We start from the raw sequence: 20,447 nt of genomic DNA, 5'->3' as shown, positions 1-20,447 counted from the left end.
AGCGCCGCCGGCATCGGCGATCATGCAGGTCTTGCATCAATCGATCGCCATGGACACTCTTCGCTACCTCGCCGGTTACCCGCCCGCCGTCCTGGATCAGGTGCGCGAGCTGATCGCACAGGACAAGCTCGCCGCGGTACTGGCGCGGCGCTATCCGGAGCGGCACAGCATTCGCACCGATCGCCACTTGTACGACTACGTCAAGGCAATGAAGGAGCGTTACATGCGCTCCTCGCCGACCCTGCACAAGGCGATCTACGACAACCACCTGCAGGTGGTGAAACATGCGCTGGGCACGCATACCGCCATCTCGCGCGTGCACGGCGGCCGGCTCAAGGCCAGTCGCGAAATTCGGATTGCCTCGGTATTTCGCGATGCACCGGAGCCGTTCCTGCAGATGATCGTGGCGCACGAGCTTGCGCACCTGAAAGAGGCCGATCACAACAAGGCCTTCTATCAGCTGTGCAACCACATGACGCCGGATTACCACCAGATCGAGTTCGACCTGCGCCTGTATCTGACCCAGCTGGCACTCGTTGCCGATAGCTGATCGCGTTGTGCCGGGGCACGCATTAGGATGCGGCCATGCACACCCCATCCCTCGCGCAGCTCACCCTTGCCGCACAAAGCCGACAGCCTGCGGCCATCAACGCATTGGCGCAGGCGCTGGTTCGCGCCGGCGAGACCGGGCAGGCCCTGGCCTGGTATGTCCGTGGCGCCGCTGCAGGTGATGCCGCCGCCCAGATCGAAGCCGGCCGCATGCTGGCCTACGGCATCGGCGGCCCAGTGGATGTCCCCCAAGCCGTCGCGTACTGGCAGCACGCCGAACGCAACGGCGTGGCCGCCGCGTCTTACCTGCTGGCGACGCTGGCTGTCGGCCAGGATCCTGAGCAACTGGGCACGCAAGCGCATGCGCGGCTGCACACGGCAGCGGCTGCACACTACCTGCCGGCGCTGCGTGCGCTGGCCATCCAGCACGGCCGAATCGATCATCCGCAACACCAACAGCGCTGCGTTCGCCTGCTGGAGCAGGCTGCATCGGCAGGCGACGTGCCAGCCGCAGCGCTGCTTGCCGAGCGCCTGCTGCGCGGCGAAGGCGTTACCGCCCAACCCGATGCAGCACATCACCTGCTACGGCAATTACAGCCACTGGGTGTCACGGCCCTACCCGACGTGCAGATCGCGCCGCCCGATCCGGCCGGTGACATCGCGCTGGACCACCTTCACTTCACACCACGCAGCGCACCGACCCCGCTCCACCAGAGTCCAACGATCGAAAGGCACGCGGCCGTGCTGTCGGCCGACGAGTGCCGGCTGCTGATCCTGCTGGCCCGCCCGCATCTGCGTGCTTCCCAGGTGGTCGATCCGGAAGATGCAAGCAGCCAGCGCACGCCGATCCGCACCAGCCGCGGCGCCACGCTGGACCCGATTCTGGAAGACTTCGCCGCCCGCGTTGCGCAGGCACGGCTGGCCGCCTGCGCACGGCTGCCATTGACGCACGCCGAGCCGTTGTCGGTGCTGTGTTATGCGCCAGGGGAGCACTATCGCGCGCACCGCGACTACCTGCCGGCCAGCAGGATCGCGGCGGATCGTCCCGCCGCCGGTAACCGGTTGCGCACCGTCTGCGTCTACCTCAATGCGGTCGCGGCAGGTGGTCACACCCAATTCCCGGTCGCCGGTGTCAGCGTGCAGCCCTGCGCAGGCTCGGTAGTGTGTTTCGACAACCTGCACGCCGACGGACAGCCCGATCCCGATTCGCTGCATGCAGGCCTGCCGGTCACCACGGGAACCAAGTGGCTGGCGACATTGTGGTTCCGGCAGCAGCGCTATCGGGATTGGTGAACAGATTCATACACTGCGCCCTACCGACGTGGTTTAAAATGTTGCAGCGCGACGTGATCGGACAGGGTCTGCAGACGTCGCTTTTTTGTTTCCTCATTGCACGGGTCCAGGCCCGGCGTCAGGGGAGGCACATCACGCAGCCCCGCGGAGCCTTCGATGCTTTTCGAAACCCTCGATACCACCGGTCACGAGCAGGTGATCTTTTGCCACAACCGCGATGCCGGCCTCAAGGCCATCATCGCCCTGCACAGCACCCGGCTTGGCCCGGCCCTGGGCGGCGTGCGCATGCGCCCGTATCCCAATAGCGAGGCGGCGCTCGCCGATGCGCTGCGGCTCAGCCGCACCATGACCTACAAGAACGCGCTGGCGGGGCTGAATGTCGGAGGGGGCAAGGCAGTGATCATCGGCGACCCCAAGACCGACAAGAGCGAGCCGCTGTTTCGCGCATTCGGCCGTTTTGTCGACACGCTGGGGGGCCGCTACATCACCTCCGAAGATGTCGGCACCGACGTCAACGACATGGAACAGATCTACCTGGAGAGCGAGTACGTCACCGGCGTGCATCAGGTGCACCGCGGCTCCGGCGACCCGGCGCCCTTCACCGCCTACGGTGCGTTGCAGGCGCTGATGGCCTCGCTCAATCGCAAGCTCGGTCACGAAGAAGTGGGCAAGGCGAGCATCGCCATCCAGGGCCTGGGCCATATCGGCATGGAGCTGGTGAAGTTGCTCAAGGAACGCGGCGCAAAGCTCTATGTCGCCGATCTGAATCAGGCGCTGGTGGACAGGGCAGTGGCCGAATACGGCGCCGAAGCCGTGCGCCCGGACGAAATCCACCAGGTGCCGGCCGACGTGTTCGCACCCTGCGCGCTGGAAGGTGCGATCAACGAAAACACCTTGCCGCAGCTCAGGGCCAAGATCATCTGCGGCACCGCCAACAACCAGCTCGCCAGCGCCGCCATCGGCGAAGAACTGCACCAGCGCGGCATTTTGTATGCGCCCGATTATGTGGTGAATGCCGGCGGAGTGATGAATGTGTCGCTGGAGATCGACGGCTACAATCGCGAACGCGCAATGCGCCTGATCCGCAGCATTTATCACAATCTGGAAAAGGTCTTCGACCTGTCCACGCAGTTGAATGTTTCACCGCAGCAGGCGGCCGATCAGATTGCCGAGACGCGCATCGAAGCCATCAGCAAACTCAAACTTCCGCTGGGCCGTACCGCACCGCGTTTTCTGCATAAATTGCGCGGCGAATAAGCCAGCCGGCAGTCGAGCCGCGTTTGACGACACGTGCGATAACGCAACGGCCGCCGCACACGTGACGCCCGGGCGTTGCACCCGGGCATCACCCACACCGATCAGAAATCGGCGCTGTACTTCAGGCTCAACGCGCGGTCGTCGCCGCGCTCACCGACGCGTTGGTCGTAGCCGAAACGCAGCTGGCTCTGCTGGCCCAACGGCGCCGAGGCCGCAATGCCGAACACGCCGCCCGAGCGCGCCGGCTGCATGCCGCTCATCGGTGCCCATGCTTCAACACCGGTGAAGCTGGCATCCAGCATCAACCCCTGGCTGCTCAACGCCTGCTGCCATTCGGCATAACCGCCCAGTTGCAGGCCGCGCCAGCGATACGCCGAACGCACACCCGCCAGCACCTGCGTGCGCGAAGACGTGCTTGCATCGGCACGCAGGCCGAAGCCATCGCCACCGCTTTCGCGGAAACCTTCGCTACGCAGGCGCACGTAATCCAGGCCCATGTACGGCGTCAGCGACGCAGCCGCATGGCCCCAGCGATACCCGGTCTCCAGGTTGCCGCTGAGATAGCTGCCGCTGTAATCGCTGAAGGCGCTGCTGCGGTCTTCGCCCAGTTGCAGGTTGCGCTCGATCTGCCGGTTGACGTTACCGAAGCCCAGCTGGCCCAGCGTGTACGCCGAGCCCAGCGTCGTGCCCCAGTAAAGTTGCGCCTGCACCTGCCGATCGCGGCCACGTGCGCCGTCCAGATCGCCCAGGCTGCTGGAACGGGTTTCGCCGAAAGCGAAACCGGTGACTGCGCCAGACGCCAGGCGCAGATCGTTGCCCATCATCCAGCCGGAGGTAGCGAATCCTGCGGTGGTCACCCCGCCCTCGCCCGGCCCGCCCAGCGCACGCTGCCAGGTGCCCAGCATGCGCGGCTGTTGCGACAGGCCATCGAAATGCGCAGACAACGCGCGCCGGCCCAGATCGATGGTGTCGAAGCTCATCGCTGCCGACGCAGCATGCGCGCGTCCGGACAGGCTGCGCAGCGAATCCGCAGCGGTCTTGGCATCGGGTGATTGCTGCAATGCCGCCGCGGCACGAATGAAACCGCTGCTGATGCCGCCGTTGCCCTGCAGCTGCTGCGCATCGACCTTCTGGAACGCCTGTTCGACGCGGATTGCCGAATCCATCGATGCCGTGCCGACCGCGCCAAGCGAAGCGGCGACGGCGGTGACATCCATGCGCTGCAGCGACACGTACGCGGTGTTGGCGTCGTAGCTCATGGTAGCGTTGAGGAAGGTCACTGCCGGCCCGTTGCTGAGCGAGGCGAAGGTTCCCTGCAAGCCATTGGTCGCCTGCAGCACCGGATAGGTGACGTTGTCGACGACGTAATTGCGCCGCCCGAGCAATTGCAGGTCGCCTGCAATGGTTGCGGTGCCGGCGACGTTCATGCGGTCGCCCACAGTCAGCGCCAAGCGTCCGTTGCTGGCCTGGCTGTAATTGCCGTTGACCGAGAGCAGCGCGCTGTTGACCTGCAAGGTGCCGGCATTGTCGACACGACCGCCGATCCTGCCGGCTGCGACCAGGCTCGCGCCATTGGCAATGCCAACCCGCGCGCTTTGCAGACTGGCCGTCTGTAAGGTTCCCCCAAGTACCTGGGTGTCGCCGGTGAAGGTATTGGCGTCGCTGCCCAACACCAGCGTGCCGGTGCCGCGCTTGATCAGGCCACCGCCGCCGCTGATGTCGTTGGCCCAGGTCGACCGCAAGGTGTTGACCGTGACATCTACCGTCCCCCAATCGAACCGCGCCGGCCCCAGCACCGCCTTGCCAACGTTGAGCAGGCCGTAGCCGAACGTCGGATCGACGCCGGCCGCGCCCAGATCGGTGGCCGTGCCCAACAGCGTCTGACGTACCAGATCGTTGTTGAAATACGGAAACGCCTGCCACACCAGTGCCGCTGCACCCGATACCAGGGGCGCCGCAAACGAGGTGCCGCTGCCGTAGAAGTAACGGATGTTGCTGGCGGTTGCATCGGGGTCGATGAACAGCGACGTGCCCGGTGCCACCAGGCAATAACGCATCGCCACGCCGCAGGCATTGGAGTACGACGCCAGCTGCGTGGGATTGGCGGTGTCCAGCGCGCCGACCACCAGCCAGCCACGCTCCAGGTCGGCGGCCGGAAGCGTTCCGTTCGGTCCGGGCTGACTCGGCAACGCGGCAGTATCGGACGGCTGCGCGCGCGACTCGTTGCCCGAGGCGAACACCACCAGGCCATCGTTGCCGATGATGAAGGAGCGGTATTCCTGCGCGATCTGATTGGTCACCGTCGGGTCGTTCCAGTACAGGCCGCCCCATGAGTTATTCATGATGCGCACGCCTGCGCCGATCAGGTCGGCATGCACCGGACCCAGACCGAGCGGGCCGTCGACTTCATTGCCCTGGCCACTGCCATCGTCCACCGGCGCGCGGTCGCTGATGATGCGCGCCGACACCAGGCCCGCACCCGGCGCAATGCCGCCCGGCCACTGCCCCACCGCACGCCCGGCCGCCAGCTCGGCGACAACCGTGCCATGCCCGACTACATCGCCCACCGCAACATTGTTGGTACGCGGGTCGACATAGATAAAGCTGTCGCTCACCCGGCCCTGCAAGGCAGGATGATTGGCGTTGATGCCGCTGTCGATGACGCCGATGCGATAGCCCGCGCCATTAAAGCCAAGTGCCTGCGCGGCACGTGCATTGGTCAATGCCAGATGCGCGTCGATTGCCGGTTCCGGCGTCGGTGCAGTGACCGGCGGTGGAGGCGGCGGCGGTGAGGTAGGCGGCGGCGGAGGTGGCGAGGTCGGTGGCGGTGCGCTCGGCGTGGTCGGGCGAATACCGCCTCCGCCACCACCGCCGCCACACGCAGTCAACGCCACAGCCAACGCCGAGGCCAGGACAGTCCTGGCGACGTCTTTCTTCTTCATTTGGTGTTCTCCCCGAACCCATTCCATGGATTGGGCCCCATCCCGGGCCCGAACCGAATCATATACGGCATCGAGGCGCGCCTGCAGACGCACTTCAGCTTGCTGGCGCGAATCGACCATGAGGCAGATAATCGTTTCACTTTAAACGGTATCTGCTCATGTCCGACATCGTCATCGTTGCTGCCAAACGCACTGCCATCGGCTCGTTTCTCGGTCAATTCAACGGTGTGCCCGCACCGACGCTCGCTGCTGCCGCCATCGAAGGCGCGCTGGCGCAATCGGGAATCGCACCGGCCGACGTGTCCGAGGTCATTGTCGGCTGCGTGCTGCCAGCCAATCTTGGCCAGGCACCGGCGCGCCAGGCCGCCATTGCCGCAGGCATCCCCACGTCCACTGGCGCCACCACCATCAACAAGGTGTGCGGCTCGGGCATGAAGGCGATCATGTTCGGACACGACCTGATCAAGGCCGGTTCTGCCAGCATCGTGGTGGCCGGCGGCATGGAGTCGATGAGCAATGCCCCGCACCTGCTGCCCAACTCGCGCACCGGCAACCGCTACGGCAATTTCCAGGCGGTGGATCACATGGCGTGGGACGGCTTGACCAATCCCTACGATGGGCAGGCGATGGGCGTGTTCGGCGAAGCCACCGCAGAAAAATTCGGGTTCAGCCGCACCGATCAGGATGCCTTCGCGATCGCCTCGGTGGAGCGTGCGCAGGCCGCGCAACGCAGCGGTGCGTTCGCCGATGAAATCGTCCCGGTCAAGGTCGCCACGCGCAAGGGCGAAGTGGTCGTCGACAGCGACGAACAACCCGGCAAATCCGATATCGCCAAGATCCCGACCCTGAAGCCGGCCTTCAAGAAGGACGGCACTGTCACGGCGGCCAGCTCGTCGAGCATTTCCGACGGTGCGGCAATCACGGTGCTGATGAGCGCTGACGATGCGCAGCGCCGTGGCGTGACGCCGCTGGCGCGCATCGCCGGCCACGTTACCCACTCGCAGGCGCCGGAATGGTTCACCACCGCACCGGTGGCGGCGATCCAGTCTTTGCTCGGCAAGATCGGCTGGCAGCTGGACCAGGTGGACCTGTTTGAAATCAACGAAGCCTTTGCCGTGGTGGCGATGACGCCGATCAAGGAACTGGGCATCGCGCACGAGAAGGTCAACGTGCACGGCGGCGCCTGCGCACTGGGTCATCCGATCGGCGCATCCGGCGCGCGCCTGGTGGTGACATTGGTGAATGCGTTGCGCATGCGCGGCGGCAAGCGCGGAATCGCGACGCTATGCATCGGCGGCGGCGAAGCGACCGCCATCGCTATCGAATTGATTTGATTGCCATTAACAGCGAATTTGCAAAGCTGAATGCGCGCGCGCTTGACACTAGTCTTCGGGCCGTCATCATGTCGGGGGCGCGCAATAGCGCGTTGCCTAATCTAATCGACGAGGATTGAAACAATGACCATCAACAAGCTGCTGATCGCAATGGCTCTGGGCCTGGCCCTGACCGCTTGCTCGAAGCCGGAACAGGCTCAGGACGCTGCTGCTTCGGCTAACGAAGCCGCTGCTGACGCGCAGACCGCTGCTGACCAGGCTGCTGCCTCGGGCTCGCAGTCGGCTGACGCCGCTCAGGCTGCTGCCAACACCGCCGCTGCTTCGGCCGACACCGCTGCTGACGCTGCCCAGGCTGCTTCCGGCGCCGCGACCGACGCTGCTGCCGACCAGGCTGCCGACGCTGCCAAGACGGCTGAAAACACCGCCGAAGCTGCTAAGGACACCGCCGAAGAAGCCAAGAAGTAATCACTTCTTAGCTCCAAGCGAGTTCGGAAAAAGCCGCTGGTTTCCAGCGGCTTTTTCTTTGCCTGCGATTCGAGTCGAGCGACCTGCCGGCCACGATGATGCGCCGCGCCGACGCGATCAAGCCCCGTGCTTGTGCCGCACGCTGGTGGCCGCCCCTTGACACAGGCTGCATCGGCTCCTGAATAAGCTCCGCTCTCCAACACCGGAACAGGAACAGGACCACTTATGAAGACGATCCGCATGCTGTCCTTGAGCGCCATCGCCGCCCTCACCCTCGCCGCCTGCCAGGGCCCTGATGCCGAGCAGGCCCGTCGCGACGCCGCGTCCGCCGCCAAGCACGCTGCCGCTGCCACCGAACAGGCTGCCGACCGCGCTGCAGTACAGGCCAAGGCCGCCACCGCCGATGCGCGCGTGGCCGCGCGCGAGATGGCAGCCGACGCCAGCCGCGCGACCGCCAACGCTGCCGACGCCACCGCCGACAAGACCCGCGAGATGGCCAACAAGGCAGAGCAGAACGCCGACAAGCACGATGCCGAGCACCCGCAGCACTAACGGCGACGACAAAGCCGCTGCGCTCACCGGCGGGTGAGCGCGGTCCATCGCATGAACTGGCCCCGGTCATCCGCTTGCGTTCCAGAGCAACATCCCGCCAGCCAACGGCAGCCTGCATTGCCTGCCAGCTGCACTGAACCGCTCATGGCGCTGCATCTACGCACCCACAATTTCGTGCGCGTGCACACGTCTTGCGTCGAGATGGATCTCGTGTTGTCGAGCCTGGCAGGCTAGCATTCGGCATGCCCAACTCTTTTACATCGCGGCGTCGCAACCAGCTGGCGCTGGTGTTCTCTGCCCTGATCTTCATCGCCATCGGCATCGGCATCTTCGTCGGTGCGCGCCGCTCGCTGGCCGATGCCGCGCTGGTCTCGCATACCCATGAAGTGATCGGGCGGGTCGACGAGATCCAAGCACGCTTGCTGGACGCCGAGTCGGCACAACGTGGCTTCCTGCTCACCGGCAACGAGGCCTATTTGCTGGACTACCACAGCAGCGTGGAACGCCTGCCGATCCTGCTCGGCAATCTGCGCACGTTGATTATCGACAACCCCGCACAAGAGCGGCATCTGGATCAACTGCAGACCATGGTGGAGACGCGGCTGCGGCAGATTCAGCATGTGCTGGACGTCTACGCGCAAGGCGGCCTGGAACCGGCACGTGCCAGCATCCGGCAGAGCGCGTTCCGCACCACCAGCGCCATCCGCGAGCAGGCGCTGACGATGGTGCAACGTGAGCAGGAACTGCTCGCCGAGCGCGCGGAAAGCAGCCGGCAAAGCGCGGCCTTGTTGCTGACGCTGGCCCTGGCCGGCATTCCGTTCGGGCTGCTGGTGGTCGGGGGTGTCTATGCGCTGCTGATGCGCGAACTGCGACATCGTGCGCAGGCCGAACGCCGTGCCGCAAACGCCAATCGAGAACTGGGCGACAGCGTCGGCGCATTGCAGCGCAGTACCGCCGATCTCAATCTGCTCAGCCGCTACACCGGCCTGCTGCAAAGCTGCATCAGTGCCGAAGAGGCATTGGTGGTGACCAGCCGGACCCTGGCCAGCCTGCTGCCGGGCGTTGCCGGAAGCGTGTACCTGCTGCGCGCCTCGCAGGATCGCGCCGAAGCGATCAGCCACTGGGGCGAACCGCTGGTGGAGAGCGCGCCGCATCTGTTGCCGGAGGAATGCTGGGCGTTGCGCCGCGGCCAGCCGCACATCATCGAAGACCTCGCGCGGGATGCGCTGTGCGCGCATATCGACCCACCGGAGCACCCGACACCGATCACCACCGCATGCCTGCCGATGTCGGCGCAGGGCACACAGCTCGGTTTCCTGTTTCTGTCCTCGCCTGGTCCGGGGCCGATGCAGCGCCTGGAAATCGCCGAGGCGGCGGCCGAGCAATTGTCGTTGGCGTTGAGCAATCTGCGCCTGCGCGAGTCGCTGCGCCGCCAGTCGATCCGCGACGCGCTGACCGGGCTGTACAACCGCCGCTATCTGGAAGAATCGTTGAGCCACGAGCTGGCGCGTTGCGCGCGTCGCGGCCTGCCGTTGTCGGTGCTGATGCTGGATGTGGACCACTTCAAGCAGTTCAACGACAGCCAGGGGCATGCCGGTGGCGACCTGCTGCTGGCGGCGGTCGGCGAGCTGTTGCTGACCCGGTTGCGCGCCGAGGACGTGGCGTGCCGCTATGGCGGCGAAGAATTCACCGTGATCCTGCCCGAGGCCGATGGCGAGGAAGCCATGCGGGTGGCCGAGCAGATCCGCGGCCACATCGCGGCGCTGGCGGTCAGCGATGGCCAGCGCGCATTGCCGCGGGTGACCGCCTCGATCGGCGTGGCCAGCTTTCCGGCCGATGGCGAACTCGGTGCGAGCCTGATCCAGAAAGCCGACGCAGCGCTGTATGCAGCCAAGCATCGCGGGCGTAACCGGGTCGAGCGCCATGGCGACGGCGCGCCGCGCGCGACCGACAGCGGGGCCTGAGCAGGCAGCTTGTCGATCGCGGATTGCGCGCTCTGTCACACAAAAGATCGATTGACGCAGCGATAGTCGGCCTTGATCCCCGAAGCGAGGCAATCCGATGTCGATGTGGCGCGATCAAGGTCCCAACAAGAAAGACGGCGTTCCCGCAACGCCGGAGGCTACTGCCGCCGATGGGCGGCTGTTCAATGCCGATGCCAGCCCTGCCCCGCCGGTGCCGGCCGCCACCGCCACGCCCAGCGTCGCGCCAACCGCCGCAGTGCCGCAGCGCCAGGGCGAGGCCAAGGAATCGCTGATCGCCGCCGACATCAGCATCGAAGGCAAGATCGAGGGCGCCGGCCACGTGCGTCTGGCTGGCCGCTTCAAGGGCGACGTCAACGTCAAGGGCGACCTGACCATCGAACGCGGCGCCAAGCTCAATGGCGGCGTGCGCGCCAACAAGGTCATCATCGCCGGCGAGCTGGAGGGCAATATCGAATCGGCCGCGCAGGTGGAGCTGCAGACCTCCGGCGTGCTGGTCGGCGACGTCAAGGCCGGCAGCCTCACCGTGGCCTCGGGCGCGCGCATGCGCGGCCAGGCCGACTTCGGCTGGGGCGATGACACCGGCAAGCCGGCAAGCGCCGGCAAGGCGGCCATCGTCGGCGACAACGACGCCACATGAGTGCACCCCGCCCGGGCACGCCCGGAGCCACGCGCAGCTGTCCGCATTGCAAGGCGACGATCCTGGAAAGCGCCATCATCTGCCCTGCCTGCAAGCACCATCTGCGCTTCGATTCGGCGGCTGCGCAACACGCGCAGCCGGCGCCGATCGTGCCGTTGAAGGTCGACGGCACGATCCGTCACCCCGCCGATGGCGATCCGTGGGAATACACGGTGGTGGTGGTGGTGCGTAACGGCAAGGGCGAGGAGATCCGCCGCCACGTGGTCGACGTGGGCGCGATGCATGGCGGCGAAGAACGCGGATTCACACTGGCGGTGGAAGCGAGCGCGGTGCGCTCGCCGGGGCGACGAACGCGGCATTAGCGCGGTGAGCGCGACCTCGCAGCTGTGGCATCACACTGGCGCAGTGGCGGCACGGGGTTCGCATGCGCCACACGAGTGACGCCGAGCACCATAGCGCCCACCGCAAACCCGCGTACTGACGCGCTCTTGGCGCCGATACAAGCAGGTTCTCGGTCCCGCACTCGTGACTATGGCCGCAGTCGCCTGGTCGCGCCGATGCGCGCCATTCCCATTCTCAGGATCTGCACACCGGCTTGGCCAGAGTTGCGGGCATGCGCAATGGCAACGACACGAACACACGCGGCGATCTGGTGGTGCTCGGCCCCGAGGGGCTGTATTGCCCGCAGGGCGACTTCCATATCGACCCCTGGCGGCCGGTGGCGCGTGCGGTGATTACGCATGGGCATGGCGATCACGCGCGTGGCGGCATGGGTCAATACCACTGCACGCGCGAGAGCCTGCCGATCCTGCAATGGCGGCTCGGCGAGCAGGTCTATCACCCCCATGCCGATGGCGAAGCGTTCACGTTGGGACGCGCGCGCGTGTCGCTGCATCCGGCCGGGCATGTGCTGGGCTCGGCCCAGGTGCGCATCGAGGTGGATGGCGAGGTCTGGGTGGCCTCCGGCGATTACAAGCGCCAGCACGACCCCACCTGCGCTCCGTTCGAGGTGGTGCCGTGCGACACCTTCATCACCGAAGCGACCTTTGGCCTGCCGGTGTATCGCTGGCCGGAGACGGCGGAGGTGGCGGCCGATATCGTCGCCTGGCGGCGCGAATGCGCCGAACGCGGCGAGGCGGCCATCCTGTATTGCTACGCCTTGGGCAAGGCGCAGCGTGTGCTGGCGGAACTGCGCGCCTGGGATACCCAGCCCGCACTGTTGCACGGCGCGATTGCTGCAGGGGTGGAGGTGTACCGTCAGGCCGGCATCGCGATGCTGGACACCCAGCCGGTCAGCGAACATGCGCGCGGCGCCGACTATGCCGGCCAGTTGGTGCTGGCACCGCCTTCGGCTGCGGGCAGTCCCTGGATCCGCCGCTTCCGGCATGCGCAACAGGGATTCGCCTCGGGCTGGATGCGTATTCGCGGCAATCGGCGCCGACGCAATTACGACCGCGGCTTCGTGGTGTCCGATCATGCCGACTGGCCGGATCTGCTGCGCACCATCGAAGACACTGGCGCGCGCCGGGTGATCGCGACCCACGGCAATACCGATGCCTTGATCCAGCACCTGCGCGAGCGCGGCGTTGCGGCCGAAGCGTTCCGCACCGATTTTGGAGCCGAAGAATGAACCCGCTTCCCGCCTGCCGTTATGCCCGCGCCCGTGCGCGTGCGCGCTTGAGCGGCGCGCTGGCGTTTGGCCGGCACGCACTGGCGTTTCGCGTGCATCGTGGCGCACCGGCTGCAGCCATCGGGCCGCCACGTCCGCAGCGCCGTCCACGCACGTTGGCCGCATTTACCCGGCGTGCGCTGGAGCTGCGCGCGGCAGCTGACGACACGACACCCCAGGCGCTGCAGTGAAGCGTTTCGCCGCGCTGTACCGCACGCTCGACCGCAGCACCGGGACGCTCGACAAGCGTGCTGCGCTGGTGGCGTATTTTCGCCAGGCGCCCGCGTTGGACGCGGCCTGGGCGCTGTATCTGCTGGCCGGCGGCAAGGTCGCCGGCCCGCGCATGCGCATCGCCAGCAGCGGTGAGCTGCGCGAGTGGATCACCGATACCGCCGGCATTGCCGATTGGCTGGTCGCCGACAGCTACGACCATGTCGGCGATCTGGCCGAAACGCTGGCGTTGTTGCTGGACGACCCCATCACCGAAGCGGCCGATCTGCCACTGGCGGAATGGATCGAACAGCGGCTGCTGCCGATCGCCAACCAGGACGTTGCGGTGCGCAAGGCGTGCATCGTGCAGGCCTGGCGCAGCCTGGCCTTCGACGAGCGCCTGGTGTTCAACAAACTGCTGACCGGCGCCTTGCGCGTAGGCGTTTCGCAGCGGCTGGTGCAACAGGCACTGGCCGAACTGTCGGGCGTGGATATCGCACGCATCGCCCAGCGCATGCTCGGCAGTTGGCGGCCGCACCCGACCTATCTTGCCGATCTGCTGACACACGAAGAACTGCCGGGCGACCGCCAGCAGCCCTATCCGTTCTTTCTCGCCTCGCCGCTCGAAGCCGAGGTCGACACGCTGGGCGCCATCGACGACTGGCTGCTGGAATGGAAATGGGACGGCATTCGCCTGCAACTGCTTCGGCGCGCCGGCGAAGCGGCATTGTGGTCGCGCGGCGAAGAACGCCTGGATGGCCGTTTCCCGGAAATCGAACACGCTGCCATGCAGTTGCCCGATGGCACCGTCATCGACGGCGAGCTGCTGGCCTGGCAACCCGGGCACCCCCTGCCGATGCCGTTCACCGCCTTGCAGACGCGCATCCAGCGGCTCAAGCCCGGCCCCAAGACATTGGCGGCCGCGCCCGCGCGCGTGGTGGCCTACGACCTGCTCGAACTGGATGGCGCTGACCTGCGCGAGCGCCCCTTGCACGCGCGGCGCGCACTGCTGGAGCACGTGCTCAGCGCGCTCGACGATCCGCGCATCGTCGCCTCGCCCCTGGTGCAGGTCGGCGATTGGCATGCCGCCGCGCAGCTGCGCGTGCAGGCGCGCGAACGCGGCGTGGAAGGGCTGATGCTCAAGCGCGCCAACTCGGTCTATCAGGCCGGCCGCCGACGTGGCGACTGGTGGAAATGGAAGATCGACCCGCTCACCATCGACGCGGTGCTGCTGTACGCGCAGGCCGGCCATGGCCGCCGCAGCACGCTGTATACCGACTACACCTTCGGGCTGTGGCACGAAGGGCAGCTGGTGCCGGTCGCCAAGGCGTACTCGGGCCTGGACGATGCACAAATCCTGCAGCTGGACCGCTGGATCCGCGCCAACACCACCGAACGTTTCGGTCCGGTGCGCGCGGTCAACCCGCACCATGTGTTCGAGCTGGGCTTTGAAGCGGTCAACCGCAGTGCGCGGCACAAGTCCGGCATTGCGGTGCGGTTTCCGCGCATCCTGCGCTGGCGGCACGACAAACCGTTTGCCGAGGCCGATCACCTGAGCAGCCTGCAGGCACTGGCGCGGTGACGGCGGCGCAGCAGGCGCGCGGCACGCCATTGCAGCAATGGCGCGACTGGTTCGCGCAGCGCGGCTGGACGCCGTTGCCGTTTCAACGTGATGTGTGGAAGCGCTATCTCGCTGGCGAATCCGGGTTGCTGCACACGCCAACCGGTAGCGGCAAGACGCTGGCGGCCTTCGGCGGCCCATTGCTGGAGGCACTGGCCGCGCGTGGCCGCGCGCTGCCGATCACTTCGGCCAAACCTGCCGCCGCAGCGCGCCGACAGCAGCAACGCAGCTTGCAGGTGCTGTGGATCACGCCCTTGCGCGCGCTGGCCGCCGACACCGCACGCGCACTGCGCGAACCGGTAGACGCACTGGGACTGGACTGGCAGGTGGGGTTGCGCACCGGCGATGCCAGCGCGCGCGACAAGCGGCTGGCACGCAGCGGCAAGCTCGATGTGCTGGTGACCACGCCCGAGTCGCTGGCCTTGTTGCTGTCCTACTCCGACACCGCGCCGCAGCTGTCCGCGCTGCGTTGCGTGATCGTCGACGAATGGCACGAGCTGCTGGGCAACAAGCGCGGCGTGCTGCTGCAGCTGTGCCTGGCGCGCCTGCGCGGCTGGGCGCCCGCGCTGCGCATCTGGGGCCTGTCGGCCACGCTGGGCAACCTGTCGCAGGCACGCGATGTCCTGCTGCCGCATCTGCCCGATGCGGCACTGGTGTCGGGCGTCAGACCGCGCGCCATGACGCTGGAGACGCTGTTGCCCGACAGCGGCGAGCGCTTTCCGTGGGCCGGCCACCTGGGTCTGGCGCAGCTGGCGCGGGTGCTGCAGAAGATCATGCAGCAGCGCACCAGCCTGGTGTTCACCAACACGCGCGCGCAGGCCGAACTATGGCACCAGGCATTGAGCGCGGTGTGGCCGGACGATCTGGCCACGCTTGCGCTGCATCATGGCTCGCTGGACCCCAGCCTGCGCGCGGCCGCCGAACAGGGGCTGCGCGACGGCAGCCTGCGTTGTGTGGTTGCCACCTCCAGCCTGGATCTGGGCGTGGATTTCCCGGCGGTGGATCAGGTGCTGCAGGTCGGCAGCCCCAAGGGCATCGCGCGCCTGTTGCAACGCGCCGGCCGCGCGCGGCACCGCCCTGGCGAATCCGGGCATGTGGTGTGCGTACCCTCGCATGCCCTGGAACTGGTCGAGTACGCCGCGGCACGTCGTGCCATTGCCAATGGCCATATCGAAGCGCGGCCGCCACCGCGGCTGTCGCTGGATGTCCTGGCCCAGCACTGCGTCACCCTCGCCCTGGGCGGCGGCTTCGATGCCGATGCCTTGTTCGCGCAGGTGCGCGGCACCGATGCCTTCGCTGCGCTGGACGCCCCCACCTGGAACGCGGTGCTCGACTTCATCGTGCAAGGCGGCAGCGCCTTGGCGCATTACCCGGATTTCCACAAGGTGGTGCGCGACGAAGACGGCCTGTATCGCGTCACCGACCGCCGCGTCGCGCTACGCCACCGCTTGTCCATCGGCACCATCACCAGCGATGGCAGCGTGCGCGTGCAGTTCCTGCGGGGCGGCCGACTGGGTGCGGTCGAAGAGCAGTTCGTCGGCCGCCTGCGGCGTGGCGATCGCTTTCAGTTCGCCGGACGATTACTGGAACTGGTGCGCCTGGAAGACATGACCGCCTATGTGCGCGTGGCCAAGGGCGGCAGCGGCGTGGTGCCCAAGTGGATGGGCGGGCGCATGCCGTTGTCGTCGGCATTGGGACGCGAAGTGGAAGCGGTCTTCGCCACGCCAGGCGATGCGCCTGAAATGCAGGCGCTGGCGCCGCTGCTGCACTTGCAGGCATCGCTCTCGTCGCTGCCCGGTCCGGATCATCTATTGGTGGAAAGCATCAAGGCGCGCGATGGCCGGCACGTGTTCGTGTATCCCTTCGCCGGGCGGCAGGTCAACGAAGGGTTGGCGGCGCTGTTGGCCGCGCGTTGGGGCCGACGTCAGCGCAATACCTTCAGCTTCGCTGCCAACGACTACGGCTTTGTACTCTCGCCCGCACAGGAGGTGGAGATCGATCCGGACGTGCTGCACGCCTTGCTGTCGCCGACCGGGTTGTTCGACGATCTGCGCGACAGTCTCAACCTGGGCGAGCTGGCGCGCCGGCAGTTCCGCGAGATCGCGCGCGTGGCCGGGCTGCTGTCGCCGTCGCTGCCCGGCCGTGCGCCGCGTAGCCTGCGCCAGTTGCAGGCGTCCAGCGGCTTGCTCTACGACGTCTTGCAGCGCTTCGATCCGGAGCATTTGCTGCTGGCGCAGGCCGAACGCGAAGTCTTTGAAGGCCAGCTCGAACTGGCGCGCCTGGCGCATGCATTGGAGGACTGCGCACGCCGCGAACTGCGTCTGTGCACGCCACGCAGCCTCACCCCTTTGTCGTTCCCGCTGTGGGCCGAACGCATGCGGGGCCAATTGAGTACCGAGGACTGGAAGGCGCGCGTGTTGCGCGCCGCCGAGCAACTGGAGCGCAGGCATGGGCGATAGCGTGCACCTGCAGCTGGCCGGCGAAACCGTCGAACTGCTCGGCGAACGTGCATTGTATCGACCGGCACAGCGCGTCTTGTTGATCGCCGATCTGCATCTGGGCAAGGCCGATGTGTTCCGACGCGCCGGTATCGGACTGCCGGCCGGCGGCACTGCGCACGATCTCGAACGCCTGGATGCGTTGCTTGCGCAGCGCCAGGTCGAGGCATTGTGGATACTCGGCGACCTGTTGCATGGCCCTGCCCCGCGCGCGGCCTGGCATCGCCGCTGGAGTGCATGGCGCGAGCAGCATCGCGATCTGCGCGTGATTGCCATCCGCGGCAACCACGACCGCGCGGTGGCCGGTGCGGAGCTGCAGATCGAAGCGGCCGGCGAGCAGGTCGAAGACGGGCCGTTCGTGCTGCGCCACGAGCCGTTGCCGCATCCCACCGGCCACGTGCTGTGCGGGCATCTGCACCCGCTGGCGGCACTGCCGGGCCTGTCGCGACGCTGGCCGGCATTCTGGTTGCGCGAACGCGTCACCATTTTGCCGGCGTTCTCGCATTTCACCGCGGGCGTGGTGCCGACACTGCGCGAGGGCGAGCGCCTGGTGGCCTGCGTGGAAGGCGATGCGGTGGCCTTGCCAGTACGTTAGCCGCTGCGTCGCTGGCAACGACTGCGCTCGCCGCCAGGCAGGCGCGCCCGGCGCCCGGTGCGGCATGCCTTCCTCGCGCACGCCTACTCGTACATTCCGATTCCGGGTGCGCCATCCCTATCCGACGTCTGCGCGCCCATCTTTGTAGTTGCCGCTGGCAAACCGCGTACACGCAGGCGACGTCGCGTTGCCACTACGCCAGATGGAGCCACGCACACAGCGCGGCGAACCGTCGCCGAGCGCTGCGGTCGATGCATTGCTACCGAAGCCCGGCGATCCGTGCGCCTTACGACGACTCGCCACGCGCGGTGGGCACATGCGTCTGGTCAGCTGCGGTGGCAACGCCCTGTGGCCGTGGCAGCGCTTGGGGCAATGGTTGCGACAGCGCGTCCACGAACTCGGGGGCCAGTGCCAACTTGCCGAACCAGCCGTGCTGGGTGCCGCTGAGCACGCGCAACATGTGGCCACGACCGCCCGGTACGCGTCCCATCGGCTGCAGCAACAGATCGCGCCCGCGCGCCCACAGGTCGCGCTCGGATTGAAACAGCGGCGTGAGCCAGCGGCTCCAGCGGTGATAGATCGCCACATGCGCCTGGCGTTCGCGCTGATAGCGCTGCAAGGCGTCATCGATATCTTCGCCCGCGCGCAATGCGTCGCGCATGGCCAACGCATCCAGCAACGCCATGTTGACGCCCTGACCCAGCTGCGGGCTCATCGCATGTGCGGCGTCGCCGGCCAGCACGAAACGGCCACGATGCCAGCGCGTCATCACCGCGTCGCGATAGCTGGCGCGTGCCAGCGCGGTGTGCATCTGTACGCTGTCCAGGCGCAGATGCGCGTCCGGCCACATCTGCGCCACCTCCGCGCGCCATGCGCCGATGCCGCGTTGCTCCCAGGCTGCGAAATCGCTGCACGGCAGGCTCCAGAAAAAACTCAGCCGCGGGGTATCGTCGCCAGGCCGCGTGCCGACCGGCAACAGCCCGATCATCTTGCGCGCACCGATATAGCGCTGGCGCAGCTCGTCGACGAACGGCCAGTCCTCGCGCGGCAACAGACACCACAGCGCGCCCCATGGATATACCCGATCCAGCCGGGTTCCCTGCACCTGCGCGCGTAGCGTGGAAGCCGAGCCATCGGCGGCGATGATCAGATCGTAAGGACCATGCCATTGCCCACGCTGGTCCTGCACACGCCTGCCCTCGTGGTCGATGGCGGTGATCCGGGTATCGGTATGCAGCTGCGCGTACTCGGGCCAGGCATCGCACAACAGCGAGAACAACGCACCGCGCTGCATGCCCACCCCCATCAGACGGGCATCCAGATCGCGGTATTGCATGTCCATCACCGCGCGCCCGCAGGGCGTCTCGCCGTACAGGCGGCGAACCGGCGCGCCATGCACCAGTGCCTGCGGCAACAAGCCCATCTTCCACAACACCTGCAGGCCGCTGGGCTGCAGCAGGAAACCGGCACCGACCGGCCCGGGCCTTTCGGCGCGCTCGAACACGTCCAGTCGGTGGCCATCGGCACCCAGCAGGACCGCCAGTGCCTGCCCCGCCGTTCCATACCCCACTACCGCAATCCGTAATGCTTGTTGCATCGTCCCTGCTCTGGTTCGCCGGCACCGGCACCGCATGGGCCGGTGTAAAAAAAACCCCGCCGTGGCGGGGTTCTTCAACCGCACAATCGAGTCGGTTTACTCGACCGGCGTGATGTTCGAAGCCTGGGCACCCTTGGGGCCCTGGGTCACGTCATAACTGACGCGCTGGCCTTCCTGCAGGCTGCGGAAGCCCTTGGAGTTGATCGCGGAGAAGTGCGCGAAGACATCGGCGCTGCCGTCCTCCGGTGAGATGAAGCCAAATCCCTTGGCGTCGTTGAACCACTTGACGGTACCGTTCGGCATGGTGATGCGAGACCTTTGCAATAATTAATGGGTGGTGTACGGCGGTGCGTACGCGCCGAGTATGCAAAGCTTATTCCCCAATGACAATCACCCGCGTGCAAGTTCGCCGATCAGTTCGGGCAACCCGGACGAGGCGGCATCCACGTTGGCCAGCACCTCGGCCATGGTGATTTCCTGCGCGTCGCCGCACCCGGCCGCCCAGTTCGCCACGATCGCCAAACACGCATATTCCAGGCCTTTTTCGCGCGCCAGCCCGGCTTCTGGCATGCCGGTCATGCCGACCAGGTCGCAGCCGTCGCGACGCATGCGGGCGATCTCTGCAATCGTTTCCAGACGCGGCCCTTGCGTCGCACCGTAGCAACCGCCAGCCACCATCGTGACGCCTGTCACCTTGGCCGCAGCGATGACCTTGCTGCGAAACATCGGCGAATACGGATGCCCGAAATCCACGTGCTGCACCTCGCTGCCCGGCTCTTCGCAGAAGGTGGACACGCGCCCCCAGGTGTAGTCGATCAGCTGATCGGGACACGCCAGCACGCGTGGGCCGAACTGTTCGGTGATGCCGCCGACGGTGTTGAGTGCAAGCACGCGCGAGGCGCCGATTTGCTGCAATGCAGCGATGTTTGCGCGGTAATTGACCTTGTGCGGCGGCAGCGAATGGCCTTCGCCATGCCGCGCCAGGAATGCGACCCGATGGCCGAGCAACATGCCGACGCGGATCGGTCCGGATGGCGCGCCATAGGGCGTCTCCAGCTCGTGGGTCTGCACGTCATCGAGCTGCGCGAGCTTGTAGACACCAGTGCCGCCGATCACGGCCAATGCGATGGAATGGGAAGACACAACCGACCTCTGCAACATAACGGACGTGGAAGCGCGCAAGCGCGCAGGAGTGCCCGCGCGATGGCGGACCGGTGATTGGAAGCGACCAGCAACATAGGAC

General features: G+C 66.7%; 18 protein-coding genes. 14 read left to right on the top strand and 4 right to left on the bottom strand.

What is annotated here, in order from left to right; translation table 11 throughout:
* The first annotated feature begins 22 nt into the window (after positions 1-22).
* The 3 genes from FHY18_RS08350 to FHY18_RS08340 all read left to right on the top strand — a co-directional run bounded on the left by FHY18_RS08350 (position 23) and on the right by FHY18_RS08340 (position 3,099).
* Positions 23-550, top strand: coding sequence for a M48 family metallopeptidase (locus tag FHY18_RS08350; RefSeq protein ID WP_259153424.1), 528 nt, complete (start codon positions 23-25; stop codon positions 548-550).
* Between the two features lie 35 nt (positions 551-585).
* Positions 586-1,842 carry a 2OG-Fe(II) oxygenase gene (locus FHY18_RS08345; protein WP_259153423.1) on the top strand — a complete coding sequence of 419 codons (1,257 nt, stop codon included), beginning with the start codon at positions 586-588 and terminating at the stop codon, positions 1,840-1,842.
* 156 nt (positions 1,843-1,998) lie between these two features.
* A complete protein-coding gene (locus FHY18_RS08340; RefSeq protein WP_259153422.1) occupies positions 1,999-3,099 on the top strand; it encodes a Glu/Leu/Phe/Val dehydrogenase dimerization domain-containing protein in 1,101 nt (366 codons plus the stop codon).
* Between the two features lie 101 nt (positions 3,100-3,200).
* Here FHY18_RS08340 and FHY18_RS08335 read toward each other — a convergent pair whose 3' ends face one another.
* Positions 3,201-6,041, bottom strand: coding sequence for an autotransporter serine protease (locus FHY18_RS08335; RefSeq protein WP_259153421.1), 2,841 nt, complete (start codon positions 6,039-6,041; stop codon positions 3,201-3,203).
* Between the two features lie 158 nt (positions 6,042-6,199).
* On the opposite strand from FHY18_RS08335, the gene FHY18_RS08330 reads away from it, so the two are divergent.
* The 11 genes from FHY18_RS08330 (at position 6,200) to pdeM (ending at position 17,607) form a co-directional block, all read left to right on the top strand.
* On the top strand, positions 6,200-7,375 hold the full coding sequence (locus FHY18_RS08330) for a thiolase family protein (RefSeq protein WP_259153420.1): 1,176 nt from the start codon (positions 6,200-6,202) through the stop codon (positions 7,373-7,375).
* A 123-nt stretch (positions 7,376-7,498) separates the two neighbouring features.
* Positions 7,499-7,840 carry a hypothetical protein gene (locus FHY18_RS08325; protein WP_039528386.1) on the top strand — a complete coding sequence of 114 codons (342 nt, stop codon included), beginning with the start codon at positions 7,499-7,501 and terminating at the stop codon, positions 7,838-7,840.
* Positions 7,841-8,065: 225 nt separating this feature from the next.
* The gene (locus tag FHY18_RS08320; protein ID WP_104614060.1) at positions 8,066-8,392 is read left to right on the top strand and encodes a hypothetical protein; all 327 of its coding nucleotides are present in this window, start codon (positions 8,066-8,068) and stop codon (positions 8,390-8,392) included.
* A 242-nt stretch (positions 8,393-8,634) separates the two neighbouring features.
* Entirely contained in the window at positions 8,635-10,356 is a 1,722-nt protein-coding gene (locus tag FHY18_RS08315; RefSeq protein ID WP_259153419.1) for a diguanylate cyclase, read from the top strand.
* Positions 10,357-10,453: 97 nt separating this feature from the next.
* Positions 10,454-11,014, top strand: a complete 561-nt coding sequence (locus FHY18_RS08310) for a polymer-forming cytoskeletal protein (protein ID WP_259153418.1) — start codon at positions 10,454-10,456, stop codon at positions 11,012-11,014.
* Positions 11,011-11,376 (top strand): hypothetical protein, encoded by a 366-nt coding sequence (locus FHY18_RS08305; RefSeq protein ID WP_104611419.1) that lies wholly within the window; start codon positions 11,011-11,013, stop codon positions 11,374-11,376. The genes FHY18_RS08310 and FHY18_RS08305 overlap by 4 nt, the downstream gene beginning before the upstream one ends.
* Before the next feature lie 251 nt (positions 11,377-11,627).
* Entirely contained in the window at positions 11,628-12,644 is a 1,017-nt protein-coding gene (locus FHY18_RS08300; RefSeq protein ID WP_259153416.1) for a ligase-associated DNA damage response exonuclease, read from the top strand.
* The gene (locus FHY18_RS08295) at positions 12,641-12,874 is read left to right on the top strand and encodes a hypothetical protein (RefSeq protein WP_259153415.1); all 234 of its coding nucleotides are present in this window, start codon (positions 12,641-12,643) and stop codon (positions 12,872-12,874) included. The genes FHY18_RS08300 and FHY18_RS08295 overlap by 4 nt, the downstream gene beginning before the upstream one ends.
* Positions 12,871-14,475, top strand: coding sequence for an ATP-dependent DNA ligase (locus FHY18_RS08290; RefSeq protein ID WP_259153414.1), 1,605 nt, complete (start codon positions 12,871-12,873; stop codon positions 14,473-14,475). Before FHY18_RS08295 ends, FHY18_RS08290 begins: the two co-directional genes overlap by 4 nt.
* On the top strand, positions 14,472-16,973 hold the full coding sequence (locus FHY18_RS08285) for a ligase-associated DNA damage response DEXH box helicase (RefSeq protein WP_259153413.1): 2,502 nt from the start codon (positions 14,472-14,474) through the stop codon (positions 16,971-16,973). Before FHY18_RS08290 ends, FHY18_RS08285 begins: the two co-directional genes overlap by 4 nt.
* Entirely contained in the window at positions 16,963-17,607 is a 645-nt protein-coding gene (gene pdeM, locus FHY18_RS08280) for a ligase-associated DNA damage response endonuclease PdeM (protein ID WP_259153412.1), read from the top strand. The genes FHY18_RS08285 and pdeM overlap by 11 nt, the downstream gene beginning before the upstream one ends.
* A 286-nt stretch (positions 17,608-17,893) precedes the next feature.
* On the opposite strand, the gene FHY18_RS08275 is transcribed toward pdeM, so the two are convergent.
* The 3 genes from FHY18_RS08275 to FHY18_RS08265 form a co-directional block, all read right to left on the bottom strand.
* Complete coding sequence (locus FHY18_RS08275) at positions 17,894-19,204, bottom strand: NAD(P)/FAD-dependent oxidoreductase (protein ID WP_259153411.1); 1,311 nt, start codon at positions 19,202-19,204, stop codon at positions 17,894-17,896.
* Positions 19,205-19,300: 96 nt separating this feature from the next.
* Entirely contained in the window at positions 19,301-19,507 is a 207-nt protein-coding gene (locus tag FHY18_RS08270) for a cold-shock protein (protein ID WP_003488188.1), read from the bottom strand.
* Positions 19,508-19,594: 87 nt separating this feature from the next.
* Complete coding sequence (locus FHY18_RS08265) at positions 19,595-20,347, bottom strand: S-methyl-5'-thioinosine phosphorylase (RefSeq protein ID WP_104611515.1); 753 nt, start codon at positions 20,345-20,347, stop codon at positions 19,595-19,597.
* Positions 20,348-20,447 lie beyond the last annotated feature (100 nt).

Source organism: Xanthomonas sp. 3793 (genome assembly GCF_024806835.1).
Lineage (GTDB): Bacteria > Pseudomonadota > Gammaproteobacteria > Xanthomonadales > Xanthomonadaceae > Xanthomonas > Xanthomonas arboricola_F.
The sequence above is the reverse complement of the archived record's forward strand: the minus strand, read 5'-3'. Positions and strand labels throughout refer to the sequence as shown.